This is a genomic window from Pseudomonas tritici, from assembly GCF_014268275.3.
Lineage (GTDB): Bacteria > Pseudomonadota > Gammaproteobacteria > Pseudomonadales > Pseudomonadaceae > Aquipseudomonas > Aquipseudomonas tritici.
In genome coordinates this window covers 3,348,249-3,370,385 of sequence record NZ_CP077084.1, presented here as the reverse complement: position 1 = coordinate 3,370,385, position 22,137 = coordinate 3,348,249, and the positions used below count along the sequence as shown (strand labels likewise).

Below are 22,137 nucleotides of genomic sequence, written 5' to 3'. Positions count from 1 at the left end.
GATCATGGATTGATACAAATGGTGGTGATTTCGGAATAGAAATCCAGGGAGTGCCGACCACCCTCACGGCCGATACCGGATAGTCGCGTGCCACCAAACGGCGTGCGCAAGTCGCGCAGGAACCAGGTATTGACCCAGACCATACCGACGCGGAATTGACGCGTGACGGTGTGCGCGCGCTTCAAGTCGCGAGTCCACACGGCAGTAGCCAGACCGTACGCACAGTCGTTGACTCGACGCACCACTTCGTCGTCGCTGTCGAACGGCGCGATGTGGCACACAGGACCGAAGACTTCCTCACGCACGCAACGGGCACCGTCGCTCAAGCCCGTCCAGATAGTCGGCTGCACATAGGCACCGTTATCACGCTCATCGCCAAAGGTAGGTACGCCGCCACCCGTCACCACGGTCGCGCCTTCGGCAAGAGCCAGATCGAAATAACCGAGGACTTTGTCGCGGTGTTTATGTGAGATCAACGAGCCCATATTGACCCCGTCTTCGTCCGGGTAACCGATCTTCAGCGCCTCGGCACCGGCCTTCATGGCGGCGACGAATCGCTCGTAGATCGGGCGCTCGACATAAACCCGTTCCGAGCACAGACATACCTGCCCGGAATTGGTGAAGCTGGAGCGCAGAACACCCGCTACGGCCGCGTCGAAATCGCAATCGGCGAACACCACGGCGGCGTTTTTTCCGCCGAGTTCGAACGAGACGTCACGCACGCCTTCGGCAGCGACTTTCATGATGGTTGCACCGGTGCGTGATTCGCCGGTGAAGGTGATCGCATCGACGTCTGGATTACGCGTTAGAAGCTCCCCCGCCGAGTTTGGGCCGAAACCATGCACCAGGTTAAACACGCCGGCTGGCAGACCAACTTCGTGCATGACTTCGGCAAGTAACGTGGCGGTGGATGGCGAGTCTTCCGATGGCTTGACCACCACCGAATTGCCACAGGCCAGCGCCGGCGCAACTTTCCAGGTCATCAACAACATCGGCAGGTTCCAAGGCGAAATGATCGCCACCACACCATGAGGCTTACGCACCGAGAAGCTGAACACGTCCGAGCCGTCGCCCGTACGCATCTCAAAACATTCACTGCCAGCTTGATTGATCAGCTCGGCAAAGGTTCGAAAGTTATGGACACCACGGGCGATATCGAGACTGCGAGCCTGGTGCACAGGCCTACCGGTGTCAGCCACTTCGGCGGCGACAAAATCATCAAAGCGGCGCTCGATGCCATCGGCAATCTTGTGCAGCATCTGCGCTCGTTCGCGTGCGCTGAAATTAGCCCAAGGCCCCGACTGGGCGGCTTTCGCTGCCGCCACAGCACGCTCTACCAAAACGCTGTCAGCCTCGCAAACCTGGCTCAGAGTCCGGCCGTCGACGGGCGAAATATTAGGGAAGGTCTGGTCGCTTGCGACAAATTCACCCGAGATATAATTACGCAGCAACTGCAAGGGTTCAGACACATCAACCTCCGAAACTGAATTATTTGGAGGAAGTTTAGGGAGAGTAGTTATCAGTGGATAATAAGGATATCGAGACCGGGTATTGTTAAATGGAATACCTGTGAAGCCTCATCAACGCCCGGCAATACCTGACGTCTTACTCCGCACGCGCCTCATAGAGACACTCACGAAACAGCCGCGCAGCAGGACCAAGAGCCCGAGCATTGGAAAAAAAGCAGCCAATATCACCAAACTGCATCGGTGCACCCAAGTCGAAGGCCTTGAGCAATCCCACGTCGATGAATTGTTGCGCGGCTCCATAGGGCATCAGGGCTACCGTTTGCTGGTCCTGCATCAGGGAAATGTTGGTCAGAATCGATAACGACTCGACAACGTTGCCTGGGGTAGGTAAAGCAGCGTCGAAGAACAGTTTGTCTGCAGTACGGCGTAACAGTGAGTCCTGGGGCGGCAACACCCATGGGAATGGGTGCAGATCTCCTAGCCTGACCGGTGCCCCGGTATGCAACGGATGATCGGCGCCAGCGACAATACTCAACTCTTCGGCATAGAGAACATCCACATCAAGCCTGGGCGTCTCGTTACGCCAGCACCAATCGTCGGGAACCCGTCCTACGACCAAATCAACTTCACCCACGGCAAGGGCCGGAAACAGCTGATCCATCTGCCCCACTCGCAGAGACACTAAAACGCCTGGAGCCTGTTGCTTGAGCAACTGCATGGCGCGAGGCAGCAAGGAGGTCGATGCTGAAATCAGCGTGCCGACCATGACATGACCGGACATGCCCTCCTGAAACGCATTCACCTCGTCCGTGAGCGAACGCAATTCCGCCAACAGCGATTTGGCCCGACGGACCACCAACTCTCCCAACTCCGTAGCCGTTACCCCGCGATTGCCACGGATCAGCAAAGGCGCACCGAGATATTCTTCCAAATCATGGATGATTTTGGTAACCGCTGGCTGAGTCAGGCCAAGTGTCTGAGCCGCACGAACTAAAGAGCCACTCTCCAGCACTTGGTCGAACACAACTAACTGATAAAATTTGAGCTTGCGTGCAATAGAAATCGTTGTGAATTTCATATAAAGCCTCGAAATATTTCACAGACCATCTTGCTTTTTCGGCCATTCAGGATGTCGCAAATCATCCAGAGCACGGCGGAAGCAGCATCGACCAACGGTTGCAATTTCACGCCCCGCCCACGCTTTGGACCAGCGTCAGAAAAAACCGGCGTACCGATAGTTTTAGGGCACGCACTGCGGTTGTCGTCCAAATCAATTGTGAGTAACCTCAAACAGGTTAATATCGAATAAAGCACCGGGCCATAGCAGGCAACAACGAATAAGGTGTTTATGCGCGGATTTGACCCCTATCTTACATTTCAAAAGCTCGAAGTTTTTTGCACTGTTGCCGAGCTTGGCAGCGTCACTGGAGCTGCGGATAAGCTTTGTGTGACCCAACCAGTGGTGACAGCACATCTGCGAAGCATGGAGGCCAAATTAGGCTGTGTCCTGGTCAAACGTGTCGGACGAAATATTGCACTGACAGAGGCTGGGCACCGTGTCCATCGCTGGGCACTGGAAGTACTTACTCTTACACATGAAATGGAACGTGAGTTAGCTGTGGTCGAGTCTGGCTGCCGCGGTCAAGCCACAATAGCAACTTTTATGTCTCTTGGGTCGTACTTCCTGCCGCCGCTCATTTCAGAGTTTACAAGTTTGCATAACGAAGGACGTGTCACTGTTCAGGTCTCCAACACTACCGCAGCCATCGATACGGTACGCGCCGGTGGGTGCGATTTCGCCGTAACATTTTTAGAGCCTAACCAAGACCTGAATCGATTGACAACGCACCACCTCTGGGATGAGCCTTTAGTGCTGGTTTGTGCTCCCGAAACTCGATGGCTGGACGAGAAAAATTTGCTGGCAAGCCTGAGCAGAGTAGCGTTTGTCAGCGCACCGCTAAATACTATTCACCGTAAGGTTGAAGACGACCTTCTACGTAAAAGAGGCCTTGAAAATAGAAATATCGTTCTTGAGCTTGCTCACCCGGAAGCGATTAAACATGCTGTAAAAAATGACCTCGGTTTGTGTTTCATGCTGTACTCATCAGTAAGATCAGAGGTTGAACAAGGCTCTCTGAAGCTGCTTGACCATCCTGATTTGCACTTCAATATGCCCGTTTTTTTGGTACATCGTAGCGATAAGATTTTCTCTACGTATCAGTCAGTACTTATTCAGCATCTCCTGGACTCAACACAAAAACCCTAAACGGAGGCTTGAAGCAGCCAGCGGTTTTCGATAACTTTTTTGAAGCCAAAAAAGCGCTGACTTTATTCAGGAAGAAGTAACGGCTATCTAACCCCTGCTCCGGATTGCGCGACGGAGGCCATCAAAGCCTCTTGCTCCTCTTTTATGAGGCGGTCCAATACACGGCGAGCTCGTACTGCCCCGCCGTCGCTGGGTAAAAGTACGGGGTTGAGTGACCAGAAATCTCGATCACCGATCTCCTGCTGTTGAGCCTCCAACATAGGCATGTCCTCTTCTGAGAAAGGTTGTATCAACCACTGGACGTTCTGTTCAGCCAGTTTCTCCGCTTCCGGCCCCATGGAGCGAGGGAACGCGATACCAAACCAATAATGAGTAGTTGACTCCGTCTCTGGCGTAAAAAGGTGAGTAACGAATAGCTCTCGCCCTTCCTCCTTTGGTCTTCCTGTAAAGGTATAGCCCGTTGTCAGCAACATGCTTGCTGGAGCATTCCAGCGAACATCCAGCCACCGATCCACCGCCTGACCTGCTGGGATACCACGCATCTTTTCCAAAGCTGCAGTCAGCTTTTCGCCAACAGTTGATCTTTTGGAATGAACCGTATCTCCCACTTGAACAACATCTATTTTCCCTTCAGAGACCTTACTGCTACCCAACGAGGCCTTGTGCAGAAACTCGATATGGCTAAGGTCCATAATGTTATCGTTTTCCAAAACGTAATTAGCGTTGACAGAAAGATAACTCTTACCCACATATTTCCTGACAGGATCCATTTCACTGAAGTCACATATGAGCTGGGGATCTGCTTTGGCTTCATCTCCCATCCAGATCCATATCAGTCCGTACAGTTCGGCCATAGGATAACTTCGAACCCTCGCAGCCTTCGGAATGGCACCGTTTCCATGAGGGTTCAGAACACACGCACCCGTACAATCAAACACAAGCCCGTGGTAAGCACATTGAATTGTATCGCCTTTAAGCTCACCTAGATGCAGCGGGACGAACCGGTGCGGACAGCGATCTTGCAGGCCTTTAATAGCACCTTGGCTGTCTCTGAACATTACCACACGCTGATTCAGAAATGTTTTTGCAACTAGCTTGCCAACTTCTACATCGTCTGCCCAACCCGCAGGGTACCAAGCATTGTAAAGAAATATCATGGACCTCTCCTTTTTTGCATGAAATACGCAAAAAAATAATTCACGCAACTCATTAGGTAATGACACCGTTTCAAATAGGCTGGCTTTAAATATCCAGGACCAGAAAATTAGAATTTGAACGAGAACAACATATCGTCATTTGGTCATTGTTTGACCTTTCAGCATCCGTCATAAATAAATCCCGATGATCTGGCGACCCCTCTAACACTCCAGTAAGACAAGTACCGCAAACACCCTGTTCACAAGAGATGGGAACATCAACACCTGCATCGATTAAAACCTGTGCAATAGATTTATCTGGAGGTACCTGAAGCGTTAAATTTGTTTTTTTGGTGCGTACGGTAAATTCGGCTCCCGTCATATCTATCTGAGCACCAAAATGTTCAATATGAATATTTTCGCTCATCCACCCTTGAATCTTTGCCGTCTTGGCAACCGCTTCCATAAATCCGGCAGGTCCACAAATATAAACATGGCGATCTGAATTAGGCTTATTCAAAACTACGGAAAAATCACAAAATTTTTCCGGATCACCCTCGTCAAAATGACCAATGACATTAGCAGAAAAAGGAGTTTGCTGAAGCTGATCATAAAAAGCGGCGTTAACACGACCACGCGCACAATAATGCAGCTCAAATGATCCGCCGTTGGCGTATAAATGCCACGCCATAGCAATCAATGGTGTTATTCCAATGCCTCCGCCAAACAGTATCGAGTGCCCAGCGGATTCGTTTAACCTAAAATTGTTTCTAGGTGCACTTATGTTAACGACAGTGCCAACATCGAATTCATTGTGTATTGTTTCCGACCCTCCCCGAGAAGGCATTTCGCGCAATATACCCAGTGTATAGTGATCTTGATTTCGAGGGTCATTGCAAATTGAGTAATGCCGAACAACGCCTGCTCCGACATTGACTTCAATATGTGCACCCGCCTCAAATGGCGGTAAAGGCTCGCCTGTAAGACTTACCAGTTCAAGGGAAATAACCCGATCAGTCTCCACCTTACGACGCGCTACTTTAACAGCCAGCATGGACGTGCATGTTTGCATAAGATAAATCTCCAGAAACCTTAGCGATAGCTATTTTATTATTTTTTCACGCATGAGATTACATCTGACAAGCTTAAAGCGAAGCCTTAAACCACATAACGATCTGCTAATTTTTTTTATCATCGTAGGCAAACCACTGCTAATATTTTTGTAGTTTCTGATTCTTAATAATCTTATGCTAACTTTCCAATAGTTATAAACAGCCCTTCTCATAGCCATGAGACTATGGAAAGGCTGATCGCAATCGACGAAGCCGCACTGTCGCCCGCCCCTACTCCATGATGAGCGAGATGTTCGAGCGCCATTAACTGGGTCGCGCCGTAGCGGTCTATTCGCGTGGATTATTCATCGATAAACGGACTGCCTTTCTGCTCGGCGACTCCGTGATTGGGCTGGTCACGCACGTGGACATAATTACTTTGCCTTTGCTCGGAGCAACGTGGGCATGGCAAGCAACGTTCTTTCTTCGGTCTGCCCGGCGTACCGGTGGCGCTGGCCATTGCACTCACCGTGCGCGATCCAGCACACAAAGCCTAAACGTTGGGCGCAGATGGCAAGGTGCAGACGCCGAGCAGCCGTTGTAGCGGACTAAAGAAATAGTCACCCCGCATCGTGCGAGGGCTACGCCTTCGAAGGATGTAACCTGAGGCCATCCTACGCAACAACCCCATATGGCGCGCTTACTCGCTGGTAAGCCTGCCTGAACAACTCACTATGAGATCGCGATGCAGCTGTAGAACCAGAGCAGCGGTGGTTCGCGCTGGATACTTCATCCACTCTGCACCGTGCCGACCGCGTTGCGGACCGAGTAGCCTATCTGCATGAGGTTCAAGCGCTCGACAATGCCCAATACTGGATCAGCGGCGCAGTTCCAGCGCGTCGGCGCGGTCGCCGTTCTCGTCGAAGCACTCGATATATCGATCACTTGGTTCGCAAGTGATCGCTCCTCTCTTATTCACAGGCATTCACAACAAAAGGCCGTATTTAATTTTGGCTGATCTAATCACCACCTAAAAACGCGGAAGCTCCGTAAGTGTGCTCGTATACAAATGCATCAATTCGATGCCTATCGCTAGGGACATCACGCTCGCGAAGTCCTTCTGGCAGCTCGGCAGCAGATCCCGGGCGGCCAACTGCAATGACCGCTTCCGGCCGAACATTGTCTGGCAACTGCAGAACATCTCTGGCGCCGTCAATGTTAAACCCTGTCATTGCATGAGTCCCGAGGCCCATGCTGGAGGCTTGCAGTGCAAACATCGCCCACGCCGCTCCTGTGTCAAAGCTGTGGCTGTAGGACGGTTGCCGTTGCCCAGGTGTTTTGGTCGGCGTATCTACTTCCGAGCATATGCAGATCAAAGCACCCGCTGCTTCAGCCCAGCCCTTGTTGAAGGGTATCAACAGGTCAAGCATCCCTTCCCACCCCGCGTCACCTCGCAATGCGAAAACGAAGCGCCATGGCTGGATATTGAACGATGAAGGTGCCCATCGAGCCGCCTCGAACAGTATTGCCAGCTCTCCCCGCGTGACGGAGGCTGTAGTGTCGTATGCTCGGGAAGACCAGCGATCCAAGATCAGCGGCAAAATGGGATGGTTTGCAACTCTAGTATTCATAACTGTTCCTTTCATACTCGGCGAGCGCGTCATCGTCGCCACTTTGTTAAGTGAAACCAAAGGGCGACGGACACAATTTAGCCGGTTTAATATTAACCAACCCCAGGGGCACGTTTCTTTAACACTCACTTCAGCAGATCGACCGTACTATAACTGGGAATTATGAGAGCGCGGCCTTTAACCTAAGTGCGATAGGTGATGGGTTACACACTTAAAGCCTCCGTGCGAGCGAGGCCTCCGTCGACCCAGATAAGAGGGTCTATTTTCGAATGGCAATAAACGGCCGTTACTTCACCGATAAAGAGTGTATGAGTGCCGACCTCAAAAGTATTCGATATCGTGCAGACGAGGGCTGCGTTCGCATCGCTCAAAATCGGCAAACCTTCATCGGAAGGATTCCAATCGCCCGTCTCGAATCGCTCGCGACCTTTTTTCTGTCCACTAAAAACCCCAACGATATCCGCGTGCCGTTCTGACAGTAAATTTACGCAGAAACGGCCTTCGCGCTTCATGACCGGAGACAAGCTGGCGTTCCGGTTTACCGCCACCAATAGCGTCGGCGGATCGGCAGTCACGGAAGTGACGGCGGTGGCCGCCATTCCCGTCCAGTCATCCTCAGTACCGGATGTCACCACAGCGATCGTCGCCGCCAGGCGTCGCATCGCCAGTTTGAAGTCAGCGTGCACGGTATTCTCGTTCATAATAAAATCCTGCCTGGTTCAATTCAGGTGTTGAGCCGCGTTGATCGCGGTTGCTCTAGCGAAAAATCTGCTTGAGAGCATTGTTCATCGTACGGGCCAAACCCCGGAAGGTACTGCACCTAGCCTCGCGTAACAGGCAGCGGCAGCACTCTGTACTGCGGAAGCGATCGACGCCACGTCGACCCCTATGAGATTGCCGTCTTCCATCACCACTTTGCCGTTGATCACCACTGTACGGGCGTCGCGCCCGGTGCCGCCGTAAACCAGGTCCGGCACAGGATTACCCAGTGGCTCGGGCCACCAGTGCGGGGAGCTTGTGTCGAAGATCGCAAGATCGGCAGCTTTTCCAACCTCCAAAGATCCAATCCGGTCATCCCAATGCACCGCCTTGGCCCCACGTATGGTCGCCATTTCAAATACGGTGTAGGGGTCCATTATCAATGGATCTCGTCTGGCATCCTTATGGACACATGACGCCAGATTCATCATGCGGACCATGTCGAGCGTTCGAGCAATGATTGCTGCGTCGGTGCCGAGTGCAACATTGACCCCGCCAGCAACCAGGTCGGGGATCACACCGTGCGCGACCCAGCCGTTCCCGCCAACGAGGCTTGATGCCGGGCAATGGACGACGTTTGTTTTAGTCTCAGCTAATAGGGCCACATCATTGGCTGGGATCCATCCGATGTGTGCCAGCAGCAAGTGCGGTCCTAATAGACCCAGCCGATGCAGCCGCGCAATGTCTGCATTGGCTACCACCTCAGGCTCCCCCGGAGGCGCGCGCCGCCCGATGAGGTGAGCCACAATACCGACTCCCCTCTCGAGAGCCTGGGTTAACACCATCTCGGCCAGGCGATCACTCACAACCGCAGGCATGTCGAGGTCGTAGCACGCGCGCAGAAGCCCGTCACCGGCCCCGTTGAACTGTTCGACCGTCTCGTTGGCGAGAGCGATCGCCTCATCAGTGTCCTGGATCAGTCCACCAAAAGGTCCCGCTACATCCGCGAGTTTGCGCGCAACAATGCCTCGCATGCCCAGATCCAGTGCCGCACGAGCAACCGCGTGGGGCATCGGGCCCGCACCGTCCACGAAGCATGTCGTACCCTGGCGGATCATCTCGACGAAGGTTGCTGCGGAGGAGGCATAGGCTTGCTCCTCCGTTAACTGGTCCTCGTAAGGAATGACCCGATCACGGAGTCGGACAATTTGCGGCGTATCGTCAACCATCCCCTTGATTAGATAATCGATTGGGTGATTGTGAGCATCGATGAGACCTGGGGTGATGAGTCCCTGAGGGGCATGAATAGTTTTATGCCCCACATACGCCCGCTCAATCGCGTCACGCGGCCCAATCGCGACGATGTCGCCTCCCTTGATAGCGATTGCGCCATCGCGGATGATTTGTCGCTGCTGATCGACGGTAACGATACATCCGGCCGAGATCAGAAGGTCGACCTGTTCAACGTTTGCGCTTTGCATTTTATGCCACCTGACTTGTTATTCTTTATCGAGGCATTCTTGGTTCATTCATCGCAACAGCCAGAATTACAGCGGACGTGCAAACCGAATGCATAGGTTATGTACCCGTGCTATGGCAGATAGAATTCCAGGCGCGCCCCATTACGAGGTCCGGGTACATACGGCCAAGGGCAACCAAGATAGGTACGTCACAGCTAAAAGAGCACCCGGAATGAGGCCTAGCCTCAGTCGAAATCTTCAACCGGGCTGCGCAGTCCTTGCTGTTCAAGCAACGGCAACACTGTCTCGCCGAAATTGCTCAGACCTCCCTCATAGTCCAACCATGTCAACAGCACACCATCCACACCGGCGTCTGAGATTGAGGAAAGCGTCGCAGCAATGTCCTGCGCCGTACCCAACAGTGGATAGCCACCGTATCCCGCCGCTATGGCAAATTTCATTTTTTCCATCACGCCCTCAGGCATGGTCTTTGCGTTCCCGATATTGTTAGCGATGAAAGCGTCAACGCCTTCGTCGTCGCCCTGCGTGACCACGTAGTCCTCAACATAGGCACGAGCTTCTTCAACGCTGTCGCGCTGCACCACATAGCTGGACATCCAGACCTGGATCTCTTTGCCATATTGTTCACGTGCGAAATCACGATAGTGATCGACCTGCTTCTTCAGAGACGCAGGTCTTGGGTCCTGTGGAATGATGAAGGCGACATCGCAGTTTTTCGCCGCGAACTCTCGCCCCCGATCGGAGCCACCCGCATTCATCAGGACTGGGCGCGGATGCGGCGATTTTGGCTGAACGATTGCCTGCTTTAGATTGTAGAATTTCCCCTCGAAATCGAAGCCTTCCTTCTCTACCCAAAGCCGGTCGAAGGTCTGGACCCATTCGTCGGCCAAACCGTAGCGGTCATCGTGCCCGTACATCGCGTCACCGAACATTTCCATCTCTTCGCGATACCAGCCGCACACGAGATTGAGGCCATGCCGGCCTTTCGAAATGAGGTCCACTGTGGCAGAGCACTTAGCCGCGATGATCGGATGCATAACCGACAGGTGAACGGTACTCATTACACAGATGCGTTCGGTCACCGCCGCAGCGGCAGCTGCCCATGTGAACGTTTCGTATAGATCGCCGGAGTAGTGGCCGTCTTTCGCGAAAGCTTTCCACCGCGATGCTGAAACAAGCGCCTCGATACCCAAGCGATCAGCCATCTTGGCAACACGAAGATTATTATCCCAAGTAGGTACGAAGCGATCAGGATGGTTCGTAAAGGCAGCGCCTCCGTTGATGCCGAAGACACCAAGCTTCAATCGGTTGGGACCCCACATTGGATTCTGGGTAACGGGCAGCTCGTTGGTCATAAGATCTCTCTTCTCGCCTCAGCGACTAATTGCAAAATTTCTTGTGATAATGTACTGATCTCGCTTGACAAGACTAACGACGGAGGAAGAAGAAGCCTTTCAAAATCCTGCGGTAGAGTGATTACTTTTAATCCCTTTCAGATGATTGCCACACGGCCTATTCGTGCTTGGACGAACGGGGGGAAATCGTCCAGGCGGTGTGGAACTCGGAGCGGCAGCGCCGCTTGTCACTACTTTCTAAAAAAAAGCAATAGCTGAGTAAATGCAATGACCAACGGCCTATCGCACAAGTTGTAGAAGCAAGAATGTATCGAGAGCAATTCTAAAGATTAAAAATAAGCAGGCGCGCTCTGGGTTGCCAGAGCGCGCCTGCTTTACAGCAACTACTGAGTGTCTGCTTATAGGCGCCCCGACCTACTAAACATCATAGGCCGTTAGCGCCGCCTGCACCTTCAAGCAGGGTTAGTCATGCCGTCACGCTTCAAATAGCAGGCTGCCGCAACTGCCCCGGCGTAACACCAAAACGCTTACTGAAAGTACTGGTCATATGGGCCTGACTGGAAAACCCAACCCGGTAAGATATATCAGCCAGCGAAGAGACTGAGCTCAATATAAGCTCGTGAGCCTTCGAAAGCCGCCGATCCATAATATACTTATGCGGCGAACACCCAAGCATCTCAGTGAAGGCATGAGCAAAGTAGAAACTGCTTATACCCAACGCATCTTGAGCAACTTTCTCAACCGATAATGTTGACGATAAATTTTCTTCTATAAATTCGAGTGCAGTACGAACCTGATGGGGGGCCAATTGATACCTCACAGAGCGCTGGTCACCATGGTGAGACTTGACGATCTGCCTGAAGGCATACTTTACAAAATCAGACGCAAACGAGCCTACCTCTTCATCCTGGCAGAGCAACATCTGACGAAGTGCGCGAGCTTTCAAATGCACACCAGGGTCAACCATGTTGAATGCCATGCTCGGCGCGGGCCCATTTAACCCAGCCTCTCGAAACATTTGATCGGCGCACTCCGGTGAAATGGTCGCCAATACAAAATCAATAGGCTGCTCTTTCTTGACATGGATAGTCGATCCCGCGGCAACGTAGTAAAGAGCCCCCGATAGCATGATATCGCTTGACCAGCTACCCGAGTCCAGTCTCGTTCTGACTATGCCGGGCGCTAACTCGACGCCAATCATATGATGCGCGAGCTCGAGATGCTCTTCCTTCTTGGAAGCCGTGCAATAAAAAATCTCCCCATAATCATAAGCAACCTGCCAAGGGGTTTCTGTGAAGGGGCGGTAGTCTGCGCGGTCGTCTTTGAAGTCCGTGGTTATTAATCCGCGTTTCACGCAAGGGGAAAATGTTGAAGAACTCATACAAGCCTCCCAGGGTACAGCTAGCCAAAAAAATAAGGACTACAGCGTCCAAGTTCATTCGGCAGACCTCAATCACATTAATATTCAGGCAGCGCATTAGGCGCTCCAATGTCACTGCCATTTTCTTATTATACGAAGCACCCTCATACCTCCACGCCCAACCGCTTATCCTGCCTTAGCCCCCCTCTTTCGGGCTCTTACAGCTTTTTGTTCTAAAAAACAGACCTTGAATCACTTAACCTCATTTGAGCCGTCACATTGAAGCCCGCTCGTCGCCCTCGCTCGATTATAGGACTCTATCAGCAATTTTAGGACCGCAATGCGATGGCTGGCGTTTTTTCGTTTTTTTTAAAGATAAAATTAAAGTCTTTCAAAAAGCTGCTCACAAATAGCTTTAATGGAAATGACCCTGACGGATAGGTAGTGGGCGAACCGCATGACGGCTCGAACTTGCTTTATGGCATTCCCGTTGAATTTGATTCTCACCTGGTCAATCCACTACCCCACCTTTGGCGCATTGATCGATGAGTCATCCGAAACGCCTTATGGAACAAGCCATGACCAGATTAGCTTCCAACCCTATCGCTGACACGATGCGCAAGGACAGCGAACGTGAACGTTTTTTAGGGAGCGAGCGCTGCCCAGGTCAACGCACAAAAAATAGCAGTTTTATGAAAGAGGAAAAACAAAAATTGTCAGCAAACTTGGAATACGCCCACGCCGTAAACCTAGATGAAAATAGGGGGCTAATGCTATCCAAACAATAAAAACTCCCTAGAGAGAAAAGCATGAAAAACGTTTCGAAGTTTCTGGTCACTGCAAGTTTGATAGGTATTTCAAATTTCAGCTATTCTGCTGAAAACGGTGGTTCTACTGGAGCTGCTGCCTTTGGCCTTGACGGAATGAGCCATTTCTACCTTCCTCCACCTGGCGGTACGTGGCTTGTAAACTATACCGGCGTTTATAATTCAACCCGAATCAACGGCCCCGACGGTAAAGACGCAGCGCCCAACACCAAACTTCACTCAGAGTACAATGTATTCGCCTTAAAATTCCTCCCAAATACTGGGATTCTGGGATCCACCTGGACGGCATTTGAAATATTTCCGACCATCGTCAGCACAACGGTTAAAAACGGCTCGAACAGCTCCACTAACACAGGCTTTGCGGACCTCGCCATCGATCCGTTCGGATTAGCCTGGAAAGTCGGCAATGCCAACGTCGGTTTTGGCACTACGTTTACAGCTCCTACAGGAGAGTATGACAGACGCAGTGATGTCAATCTCGGAACCAACCACTGGAGCTGGAATCCGCAATTCTACTACAACTGGTTCGACCCACAGGGACGAGGAGACATTTCGATCCATGCGTCGTACGAGCTGAATTTTAAAAACCGTGACGGGTTAGTGACCTACTACAACCCAACCGGGGCCTCTTACACATCAGGCCAAATGGCTCACTTGGAAGTTGCAACCGCCTATAACGTTACTCCAAAGTTTTCTGTAGCAACGTCTGTCGTCGGCTCCTACCAGTTTACCGATGATAAAGTTGACGACGAACAGGCGGATCAGTTCGTCAAAGACCAGTTGGATGGTAACCGGTACGAGAACATCAGAGTGGGCCTTGCAGCGCGCTATTTATTTTTAAACAGCATTCCTGTCAATCTAACGTACACGCACGACACGTATGGGCGTAACAAAGCCATGGGCGACGCACTTGTTTTAAGAATAGTAAAAGAACTCTAAAAACCATTTATTGAAACCATCAGGTTTCTGCCCAGCCTTATAATCCAACTGCTGCAGCAAGCCTCATGCAACGCCTTGAGGCCGATGAAACTCGGCCTCAGCTTTTTTCATACTGAAGCCGCTAGACTAGGGATATCGCAACACGCATTTAACTGGATAGACGAAGCAATGTCAGCGGTTGATGTTCTGTCTATAGCCAGTGAGCGTGCTGGCGTGTAACTGCGAGGCCAGCCCTTCTAGCTTGGCGAAGCAAGACTACCTCAAGCAATGAGTCTTGCTGGGCCGACAAGCCCAACGAAACTCCATGCCCGAACCACCCTGTTTAAATACCAAGGGATCCCCTGATCGGGCTATTGCGCCATGCGCAGCGGCGGACTACCGATACCTGAAATGAACATTATCAAGACCTTATCGGTATTTTACTTTCCAATATCCGGTCTATAAGCTCCGCCCCCGTCAAGCCAGAAACCCGCTCAGAGCCCCTTTCCTCTTCGTCATTCCAACAATAATAACAACAGATATAGAAGACACTTCCATGCAAAAAACTGCACTGCTTCCGTTCGCGGTTGCGATGTTCGGCCTCGCCTTGCCTTTGGTAAGTAATGCTGATTTTCTGAGCGACAGTAAAGCCAATCTCGAATTCAGAAATTTTTACTTCAACAGCGATTATCGCCAGGATAAAGCGCTGCAATCCAAACGTGACGAGTGGGCGCAAGGCTTCATTCTGAAGTACGAATCAGGCTATACGCAGGGCCCACTAGGGTTCGGGGTAGACGCGATCAGCTCCCTCGGCCTGAAGCTCGACTCTGGCCCGGATCGCCAGAATACCGGCCTGCTACCGGTCGGTGACGACAAGGCACCCGATAGCTACGGCTCGTTTGGTGCCGCAGCAAAAGTCCGTTTCTCGAAAACCACCCTCAAGGCCGGCACTCTAATCCCGTCGCTACCCATTGTCAGCCCTAGCGACTCGCGACTGTTGCCGCAAACCTTTCAAGGCGTTCAACTGACGTCGCAGGAGCTGGACGGTCTCACCTTTAATGCAGGCCGACTCAACCGCAACAAGCAGCGCAACGTCAGTGGCAACGAGCTGATGATCGTCGCGGGCGAAGGCATTCGCGGTGGTCGGGAGACCGACCGTTTTGACTTCGCGGGGCTGCGTTATCGGTGGAATCAGTCAATCACCACCAGTTATGACTACGGCTACCTTGAGGACAACTATCGCCAGCACATGCTTGAAGCCACTCATGTGCTGCCCATTTCCGCCAACCAGTCGCTGCGCAGCGAACTACGCTATGCCCGCTCCACTGGCGACGGCAGCAGCAACGTCGACAACACCGCCTTAGGTGCACGCTTCACCTACAGCCTGGGCACGCACGCCTTGAGCCTTGGCTTACAGAAGATGCAGGGCGAAACCGGCTTTCCCCGGATCAACGGCACCTCGTCTTACCTGATCAACTTTGTGGTGCTCTCGCCCAACTTCGCCAACCCTGATGAGCGCTCATGGCAAATCCGCTATGACTACGATTTTGCAGCCATCGGCATTCCGGGGCTGAGCTTTATGACACGCTACCTCTACGGCGACAATTACCAGCTTGGCAACGGCCGCAGCGCCAGCGAATGGGAGCGCAACAGCGATCTTGGCTACCTCTTCCAAAGTGGCCCGCTGAAGAATGTCCAGGTGAAATGGCGCAACGGTACTTACCGCAGCGCCCGCGCGTCGGATATCGACCTGAACGCCCTGATCATCAGCTACACCCTACCTTTGCTCTAACCAAAAGGCCCAAACACATGCACACATTCGTCAGACTCTTAGTCACCCTCAGTTGCTGCGTAGGCATCAACCAGGCTGCAACTGCGTCCAATAACACCGAGCAGGCCTGCAAGACCGGCTGCGTAGAGAAACCCAAAACCACCACTGCGCTGGTCGCTACGCCAGGTAGGTCCGCGCAATCGGAGGATGAGTTTGACGGCGTCAACCGCATCAACAAAGCATCGATCGTGATGCTCAGCGAAGAGGGCATCGTGACCGCTGAGATGGCGCGCAAGATTGCCACTGGCGTAAAGCACGTCATCGAGCAGGGCCAGAAGCCAGATGGCCTGCGCCCGACTGACGTGCTGGATATCGAGCATATTATGATCGAGGACATCGGGCCGGATGCTTCGATCATTCACTCCGGCCGAAGCCGCCAGGATATTTACGCGACTTACCGGCTGGCGGAACTACGCGCCCAAACCCTGCAGTATGGTGACGGCGTGAACCTGATCCGCACGCGCCTGATCGATATCGCTGCCAAGCACACCGAAACCTGGATTCCGGCTTATACCAACGGCGTGCAGGCGATGCCCATCAGCCTGGCTCACTACCTGCTTGCCTACGAAGCCTCGCTGGAGCGCGACGCACAGCGCCTGCACGAGCTCTACGCACGTCTTAACCTCAGCCCCATGGGCACTGCCGTGCTCGCCAACTCGGCCTGGCCGCTTAATCGCGAGCGGCTGGCCGAACTATTGGGCTTCGACGGCGTGCGGGAGAACTCCCTCGACGCCAGCCAAGTGTCCACCTACGACATCCCCATTGAAGCGGCTAACATCGCGGCCTCTTCGGCAATCCGCATGGGTGCACTGATCGGTGATATCCATACGCAGTATCATCAAACCCGGCCCTGGATCCTGCTCGACGAAGGGTCAACTTACACCAGCAGCGCCATGCCGCAAAAGCGTAATCCAGGCCTGCTTATGCGCACTCGCGAATCGGCATCGGATACGGTGAGTCGCTCTCAGGGCATTACACTGCGGGCTCATAATGTCACCACTGGCATGACCGACTATAAGTTCGCTTCCGAGACCAACGATGTATTCGGCGCGGCGCAGGACATGTTCACGCGGATGGACCAAGTGCTTCGTGCCCTGGTGATCGACCCACAGCGCGCTGCCGAAGAACTCAGTGACGATTGGACGACCTCTATGGAGCTTGCCGATACCCTGGAGCGCGATTACAAAATCCCCTTCCGGATCGGCCACAGCTTCGCCTCTCTGATTGTGGGCGAGGCGCGACAGAACAACTTCAAGCCAGCCAACTTCCCCTACTCTGCTGCGCAGCGTCTGTTCACGCAGGCCGCAGAAAAGTACCAATGGAAAACACGCCAGTTGCCACTGGATGAGAAAGCCTTCCGTACCACCCTCTCCCCGGAATCCATGGTGCGAACGCGCGTAGGGACCGGCGGCCCGCAGCCGAACGAGGTCAAGCGCATGCTCGCCGAAGCGCGACAATCGCTGGAAAGTGATCAGACGTGGCTAAATGAACGCCGCCAACGGCTGGCCGATGCGAGCACCGCGCTTGACAAGGCGTTCGACAAGCTTGCCGAGTGACGCTAGCACCTCATCACAGAGGATTTGACCGCTTGATCTTCAACCGGATCAAGTCGGGTCGACAGCCAGTGCCACTGTGCTGAAACTGGAGGACAGAACCACTCAAGGCGACCCCTCGGGCGCCCGTAGCGAGTTCGGCACAAAATTTGCTGCCTAACGATAGATCCTGACTGCACAAACGACGGGAGATCGCCATGCACTTGGACCACATATATACCTCCGGGCAGCCCATAACCGCTGCGCAGCACTGGATGTGCGCTATCTGCGGACCTCACTCACTGCGGGCAGCAAGCCCGGGCAAGGTCGCCTTTGCCCACAGTGGGCACCGTCTGGGCGCACTGGCGACCACGCTGGGGAAAATCGAATATGGGACCGATGTTACCGTTGGTGTCGAACCGCATCAGCACCTCAGCAGCTATAGCCTCAGCTTGCCGCTAACTGGCAGCCAAGAGCTACTCACTGCGGGCCGCGCGCTGTTATCGGATAGCTCGCAAGCGTTGATCATCTCCCCTCAAGACAGTCAGCAGTTGAGCATTTCCGGGAACTGCCGCAAGGTTCAAATCGCGATCACCGTTGCCGCCATGAACAGCGTCGCCGAGCACATGCTGCAGCGTCCATTGGACGCACCCATACGTTTCGAGCCGCTCATGGATGCCCTTAACGGCACGAGCGCGGGGTGGTGGCGGCTAGTAGACTTTCACCTGCGCGAGCTGGCCGTTGGTGACGCGCTCTATCGCCTCCCGGGCGTCGCTCGAGACCTGGAGACGACCTTGATCAAGACGTTGCTGCTGAGCCAGCCGAGCAACTACTCGAAGGACCTGCGCAACGTCAGCCAGGGCCGAATCCCCCACTACCTGAAGCGCGCACGCGAATTCATCGAGACCCACGCGCGCGAGGATCTGCGCCCGGAAGAAATCGCTTACGCCGTGGATGTCAGCCGCGCCAGGCTGTTCGATGGTTTTCGTCAGCACTACCAATGCACCCCTATGCAGATGCTCAAGCACGTGCGCCTTGAAGCGGCACGGCGCACGTTGCTGGAGGACCGCGCCTGCTGCAACGTCACCGAGGTGGCCATGAGCTGGGGCTTCAACCACCTGGGCAGATTTTCCAGCGATTACCATCAGGCGTTCGGCGAATACCCTTCGGGGACTTTGGCGCGCCATGCGCCACGTCGCCAGCGCGCATCTGGAGGTCTACAGTCATAAAAAACGGCAGCGTCAGCAGGTTTCAACTTTCTCGCAAGAAGCGCCGAAAGGTGAAGCCGTAGCCATTGCCGCCAGAAGGCAACGCCAGGTAACCCTTGAAACTGCCGGCGCCGTCACGGCGCTTTGATCCTTTTCAGCTCACGGTTGCAATTGGATATGGCGACGCAATAGCCTTTCCGATTCAAGCATTGCTCTCGGTGAATTTTTCAAAATACAGCCGCGCCAGACCTTCGCGCTGGTCTTGCAACCAGGTCTTGATCGACTCTACCATCGGCGGCGGCCCGCACAAGTAGAGGTCGAACGGCTGATCGGCCGACTGCAACGGTTTCAGGTGCTCGGCGATGAAGCCGCTCTTACCCGACCACTGCGTGTCCGGCTCACTGACCACCGGCACGAACCTGAAGCCGGGAATACGGTGCGCGTAGCTTTCGATCCGCTTCAGCTCACACAGGTCTGCCGCATTGCGCACCCCGTAATACAGATGCACCGGATGGCCGCAGCCACCGCGCTCGGCGATCTCGTCGAGCATCCCCAGGAACGCCGACAGCCCGGTGCCACCCGCCACCATCACCAGAGGCCGGTCGATGTGGCGCAGATAGAACGTACCCAGCGGCGCCTCAAAAGCGATCACGTCGCCGACCTGGCAGCGATCACGCACGTAATCGGTCATGACTCCCTGGGGCAAAAGCCGCACGAGAAACTGCAGCGCCTCAGTCCCCGGTACGCTGGCGAACGAATACGAGCGGCGCTGCTCGGTGCCAGGCACCTGCAACCGCGCGTACTGCCCCGGCAGGTATTCGATTCCAGCCTCGCCTTCGAGCGTGAGGTGCACGATGGCGGTGCTGTCCGACGGCCGCTCAACGCGGCTGACGCGAGCCGAGTGTGTGCTGGGGCCGGCCTTGCTGCACAGGCTTGAGTCGTAGTCGAAATAGAACGCCGCATCCGACAGTAGGCGCGTCTGACAGGCCAGGACTTTGCGTTCCATTAGATCGTCGGCTGACAGCGCCTCGTCATCGACATAGTCCTGACTGTATTGCCCGGAATCGCAACGCCCCTGACAGGTGGCGCACACGCCTTCGCGGCAGTCCAGCGGGATCGTAATACCGCTGCGCAACGCAGCGTCCAGCAGCAGTTCGTTCTTCTGAACCGTGCAGAACAGGGTCTTGCCGTCGGCGAAACTAAGGGCGGCTTTGTACGTCATGGTTAGGCATCCACGGGTTTACAGGTGGTAGAAATCAAGTACGGAATTGATGGTGTCGTTGAGCAGCACTGCATGCTTGCGGCTGATCTTCCAGCTATCTGCGGCCGGTCTTAGCGTGTAGGTCGCATACCCAAAGAACTGCTCGCTGATCTGCAAGCGATGGTAAAGCGTGTGCCAGTTCACTGTGGCTTGCAGCTCACCATCAGGCAGCGCTTGCAGCCTGACGTTGCTGATCAGGTGCAGGGTACGCGGCAGTGGCGTGGCCGAGGCGGCCTTGCCGGTCCGCAGACGAAAAACGCGATCTTCCAGCCCACCGCGATTGGGGTAGTAAATAAGCGACATGCCTTTTTTTGGATCGGTGGTGTACACGTGCTCGGAGTCCCACTGCGGCAAGTGAAACTCGCTGTCATCACTGAACATTGCCAAGTAGGCGTCCCAATCCTTGTTGTCGCAATGCGCACTCAGTTGGTAGAAGAACTGTTCGACGCGATATTGCAGTTCGGCATTCATGTTCACACCTCCTGAAGCTTGAGGGATTGTTCTTGCTCAGCCTTACGGGCCAGGCCCTCAAGCAGGAAACGCTGCCAGTTGCCGTGCTGATTGACGTAGAGCCCCTCGTGGGTGAACTCGGTACCGGTCAGCACCGGCGAAATGCCGATGGTTTCGCTGTTAGGTGTCGCCCCCTCAACCCATTTGCCTTCACCACGGGAGATATCGCTCCAGCGCTCCAGGCGTGCCTGGAAGCCGCGCTGGGCCTCGCGAAACTCCACCAGATCGTCCGGAGTGCCAAGGCCTGAGACGTTGAAGAAATCTTCGAACTGCCGAATACGGTTTTCCCGGTCGGCGTCGGACTCGCCTTTCACGCCCAGGCAGAAGCTGTTGATCTCGGTCTTGTTCCAGGCAATCGGGCGGATGATGCGAAGCTGCGAGCTGATCTGATCGAGAAAAAACATGCTCGGGTAGATGTTGAGGTTACGCAGGCGGTGCATCATCCACTCGGCCTTGCCCTGGCCATATTCGGACAGCAGACGCGGCATGATTGTCGCGTAGCCGGGGCGCACTGCCGGGTTGGGCATATCGCTGAACAGCAGGCTGTGACCGTTGTGGAAAGAGAACCAGCCGTCGTCGGTCTCCTTGTCGCCAGCGCCGAGCTTGCTGTAGTCCAGCGTGTCGCCGCTGGCCACGCCTTTTTCGGCGTTCACTTGCTGGCGATGCTGCACGGTGGCCACGTAGTTGTAGTGCACGGTGCTGACGTGATAACCGTCCAGGCCGTTTTCATTCTGCAGCTTCCAGTTGCCGTCGTAGGTGTAGGCCGACTTGCCTGGCAGCACTTCCAACTCACCGGTGGGCGACTGCGCGACCATCATGTCGAAGAACACCTTGGCGTCGCCCAGATAATCCTCAAGGCTGTCGGTGCCGTAGACATCGAGACTGACGTAGACAAAGCCCTTGTAGCTCTCGATCCGGGCCTTCTTCAGGCCGCGGGTGGCCTTGTCGAAACCTTCGGAATATTCACCTGGCGCTTTGACCTTGACCAGGCGACCGTCACTTTTGTAGCACCATGCGTGGAACGGGCAGGTGAACGTCGACTGGTTACCTTTGCCTACTCGGGTCAAGGTCGTGCCACGATGCTGACACGCATTGATCAGGGCATTGAGTTTGCCTTCACCGTCGCGAGTTATGATCATCGGCTGGCGTCCGGCGCGCATGGTCATGAAGTCGTGATTGTTTGCGATTTCGCTTTCGTGGCAGGCGTAGATCCAGTTCTTTTCGAAAATGAGCTCCATTTCCAGATCGAACAGGTCGGGTTCGGTGAACATCGCACGGTCGATGCGATAGACGCCTTCGGCAGGGCGAAAATCCAGGCAGCCTTCGACAAAGTGCTGCCATTGCGCGGTGGTTTTCTGGGTCATTACGAGGACCTCTGAGCTGATGACGGTTCAGAGGATTAAACGCCAGTCGGGCCCGTCGCAATATCCGCTCCGTGCGCGGAGTCTATCCATTGCGTCGCGCTGCCGGCAGCCACTCGAAATGGCTGCTTAAGAACATCTCGAAGTGGCCATGAGTGTGTAAAACCCTTGGAAGCCGAAGATCGAGCGAAGGTTAGATTAGGTGCTCGCCGCGACAGTGCGCGGCGGCAGAGTTTCAGG

The 22,137-nt window shown here is 54.1% G+C and carries 18 protein-coding genes; 6 read left to right on the top strand and 12 right to left on the bottom strand.

From position 1 onward, the window contains the following. Nucleotides 1-2: 2 nt before the first annotated feature. Nucleotides 3-1,457: a 2-hydroxymuconic semialdehyde dehydrogenase gene (locus HU722_RS14995; RefSeq protein WP_189683558.1), complete on the bottom strand. Its 1,455-nt coding sequence runs from the start codon at nt 1,455-1,457 to the stop codon at nt 3-5. A 148-nt stretch (nt 1,458-1,605) separates the two neighbouring features. Further along, nucleotides 1,606-2,547: a LysR family transcriptional regulator gene (locus tag HU722_RS14990; RefSeq protein WP_186753799.1), complete on the bottom strand. Its 942-nt coding sequence runs from the start codon at nt 2,545-2,547 to the stop codon at nt 1,606-1,608. Between the two features lie 270 nt (nt 2,548-2,817). Between HU722_RS14990 and HU722_RS14985 the strand changes: the two genes are divergently transcribed. After that, nucleotides 2,818-3,735 (top strand): LysR family transcriptional regulator, encoded by a 918-nt coding sequence (locus HU722_RS14985; protein ID WP_186753797.1) that lies wholly within the window; start codon nt 2,818-2,820, stop codon nt 3,733-3,735. Nucleotides 3,736-3,818: 83 nt separating this feature from the next. On the opposite strand, the gene HU722_RS14980 is transcribed toward HU722_RS14985, so the two are convergent. From HU722_RS14980 to HU722_RS14950, 7 genes are all read right to left on the bottom strand, one after another. Then, nucleotides 3,819-4,892, bottom strand: coding sequence for an aromatic ring-hydroxylating dioxygenase subunit alpha (locus HU722_RS14980; protein WP_186753795.1), 1,074 nt, complete (start codon nt 4,890-4,892; stop codon nt 3,819-3,821). An 85-nt stretch (nt 4,893-4,977) separates the two neighbouring features. After that, the gene (locus HU722_RS14975) at nt 4,978-5,943 is read right to left on the bottom strand and encodes a PDR/VanB family oxidoreductase (RefSeq protein ID WP_225930626.1); all 966 of its coding nucleotides are present in this window, start codon (nt 5,941-5,943) and stop codon (nt 4,978-4,980) included. Nucleotides 5,944-6,942: 999 nt separating this feature from the next. Further along, nucleotides 6,943-7,554 (bottom strand): nitroreductase family protein, encoded by a 612-nt coding sequence (locus HU722_RS14970; RefSeq protein WP_186753793.1) that lies wholly within the window; start codon nt 7,552-7,554, stop codon nt 6,943-6,945. Nucleotides 7,555-7,757: 203 nt separating this feature from the next. After that, nucleotides 7,758-8,255 carry a flavin reductase family protein gene (locus tag HU722_RS14965; protein ID WP_186753791.1) on the bottom strand — a complete coding sequence of 166 codons (498 nt, stop codon included), beginning with the start codon at nt 8,253-8,255 and terminating at the stop codon, nt 7,758-7,760. An 84-nt stretch (nt 8,256-8,339) separates the two neighbouring features. Then, complete coding sequence (locus tag HU722_RS14960) at nt 8,340-9,734, bottom strand: amidohydrolase family protein (protein WP_186753789.1); 1,395 nt, start codon at nt 9,732-9,734, stop codon at nt 8,340-8,342. A 224-nt stretch (nt 9,735-9,958) separates the two neighbouring features. Next, nucleotides 9,959-11,089 (bottom strand): LLM class flavin-dependent oxidoreductase, encoded by a 1,131-nt coding sequence (locus tag HU722_RS14955; protein ID WP_186753787.1) that lies wholly within the window; start codon nt 11,087-11,089, stop codon nt 9,959-9,961. A 481-nt stretch (nt 11,090-11,570) separates the two neighbouring features. Next, complete coding sequence (locus tag HU722_RS14950) at nt 11,571-12,470, bottom strand: helix-turn-helix transcriptional regulator (protein WP_186753785.1); 900 nt, start codon at nt 12,468-12,470, stop codon at nt 11,571-11,573. Between the two features lie 557 nt (nt 12,471-13,027). On the opposite strand from HU722_RS14950, the gene HU722_RS14945 reads away from it, so the two are divergent. From HU722_RS14945 to HU722_RS14925, 5 genes are all read left to right on the top strand, one after another. Then, nucleotides 13,028-13,237 (top strand): hypothetical protein, encoded by a 210-nt coding sequence (locus HU722_RS14945; RefSeq protein ID WP_186753783.1) that lies wholly within the window; start codon nt 13,028-13,030, stop codon nt 13,235-13,237. 21 nt (nt 13,238-13,258) lie between these two features. After that, the gene (locus HU722_RS14940) at nt 13,259-14,215 is read left to right on the top strand and encodes a SphA family protein (protein ID WP_186753781.1); all 957 of its coding nucleotides are present in this window, start codon (nt 13,259-13,261) and stop codon (nt 14,213-14,215) included. 535 nt (nt 14,216-14,750) lie between these two features. After that, a complete protein-coding gene (locus HU722_RS14935) occupies nt 14,751-15,986 on the top strand; it encodes an OprD family porin (RefSeq protein ID WP_186753779.1) in 1,236 nt (411 codons plus the stop codon). 17 nt (nt 15,987-16,003) lie between these two features. Further along, the gene (locus HU722_RS14930) at nt 16,004-17,581 is read left to right on the top strand and encodes an argininosuccinate lyase (protein WP_186753777.1); all 1,578 of its coding nucleotides are present in this window, start codon (nt 16,004-16,006) and stop codon (nt 17,579-17,581) included. Between the two features lie 194 nt (nt 17,582-17,775). Continuing rightward, nucleotides 17,776-18,786, top strand: coding sequence for an AraC family transcriptional regulator (locus HU722_RS14925; RefSeq protein WP_202895248.1), 1,011 nt, complete (start codon nt 17,776-17,778; stop codon nt 18,784-18,786). 181 nt (nt 18,787-18,967) lie between these two features. On the opposite strand, the gene antC is transcribed toward HU722_RS14925, so the two are convergent. The 3 genes from antC to antA are packed head-to-tail and all read right to left on the bottom strand — an operon-like array spanning nt 18,968 to nt 21,900. Then, nucleotides 18,968-19,987, bottom strand: a complete 1,020-nt coding sequence (antC, locus tag HU722_RS14920) for an anthranilate 1,2-dioxygenase electron transfer component AntC (protein ID WP_186753776.1) — start codon at nt 19,985-19,987, stop codon at nt 18,968-18,970. 18 nt (nt 19,988-20,005) lie between these two features. Further along, nucleotides 20,006-20,497 (bottom strand): anthranilate 1,2-dioxygenase small subunit, encoded by a 492-nt coding sequence (gene antB / locus HU722_RS14915; RefSeq protein WP_186753775.1) that lies wholly within the window; start codon nt 20,495-20,497, stop codon nt 20,006-20,008. 2 nt (nt 20,498-20,499) lie between these two features. After that, a complete protein-coding gene (gene antA / locus HU722_RS14910; protein ID WP_186753774.1) occupies nt 20,500-21,900 on the bottom strand; it encodes an anthranilate 1,2-dioxygenase large subunit in 1,401 nt (466 codons plus the stop codon). Nucleotides 21,901-22,137: the final 237 nt, after the last annotated feature.

Coding starts and splice junctions, on each gene's coding strand:
- HU722_RS14970 (WP_186753793.1), bottom strand. CDS start 7,554: ATGAATACTAGAGTTGCAAACCATCCCATTTTGCCGCTGATCTTGGAT.
- HU722_RS14955 (WP_186753787.1), bottom strand. CDS start 11,089: ATGACCAACGAGCTGCCCGTTACCCAGAATCCAATGTGGGGTCCCAAC.
- HU722_RS14965 (WP_186753791.1), bottom strand. CDS start 8,255: ATGAACGAGAATACCGTGCACGCTGACTTCAAACTGGCGATGCGACGC.
- HU722_RS14925 (WP_202895248.1), top strand. CDS start 17,776: ATGCACTTGGACCACATATATACCTCCGGGCAGCCCATAACCGCTGCG.
- HU722_RS14940 (WP_186753781.1), top strand. CDS start 13,259: ATGAAAAACGTTTCGAAGTTTCTGGTCACTGCAAGTTTGATAGGTATT.
- antA (WP_186753774.1), bottom strand. CDS start 21,900: ATGACCCAGAAAACCACCGCGCAATGGCAGCACTTTGTCGAAGGCTGC.
- HU722_RS14980 (WP_186753795.1), bottom strand. CDS start 4,892: ATGATATTTCTTTACAATGCTTGGTACCCTGCGGGTTGGGCAGACGAT.
- HU722_RS14985 (WP_186753797.1), top strand. CDS start 2,818: ATGCGCGGATTTGACCCCTATCTTACATTTCAAAAGCTCGAAGTTTTT.
- HU722_RS14990 (WP_186753799.1), bottom strand. CDS start 2,547: ATGAAATTCACAACGATTTCTATTGCACGCAAGCTCAAATTTTATCAG.
- HU722_RS14945 (WP_186753783.1), top strand. CDS start 13,028: ATGACCAGATTAGCTTCCAACCCTATCGCTGACACGATGCGCAAGGAC.
- HU722_RS14930 (WP_186753777.1), top strand. CDS start 16,004: ATGCACACATTCGTCAGACTCTTAGTCACCCTCAGTTGCTGCGTAGGC.
- HU722_RS14950 (WP_186753785.1), bottom strand. CDS start 12,470: ATGAGTTCTTCAACATTTTCCCCTTGCGTGAAACGCGGATTAATAACC.
- HU722_RS14935 (WP_186753779.1), top strand. CDS start 14,751: ATGCAAAAAACTGCACTGCTTCCGTTCGCGGTTGCGATGTTCGGCCTC.
- antB (WP_186753775.1), bottom strand. CDS start 20,497: ATGAATGCCGAACTGCAATATCGCGTCGAACAGTTCTTCTACCAACTG.
- HU722_RS14960 (WP_186753789.1), bottom strand. CDS start 9,734: ATGCAAAGCGCAAACGTTGAACAGGTCGACCTTCTGATCTCGGCCGGA.
- HU722_RS14975 (WP_225930626.1), bottom strand. CDS start 5,943: ATGCAAACATGCACGTCCATGCTGGCTGTTAAAGTAGCGCGTCGTAAG.
- antC (WP_186753776.1), bottom strand. CDS start 19,987: ATGACGTACAAAGCCGCCCTTAGTTTCGCCGACGGCAAGACCCTGTTC.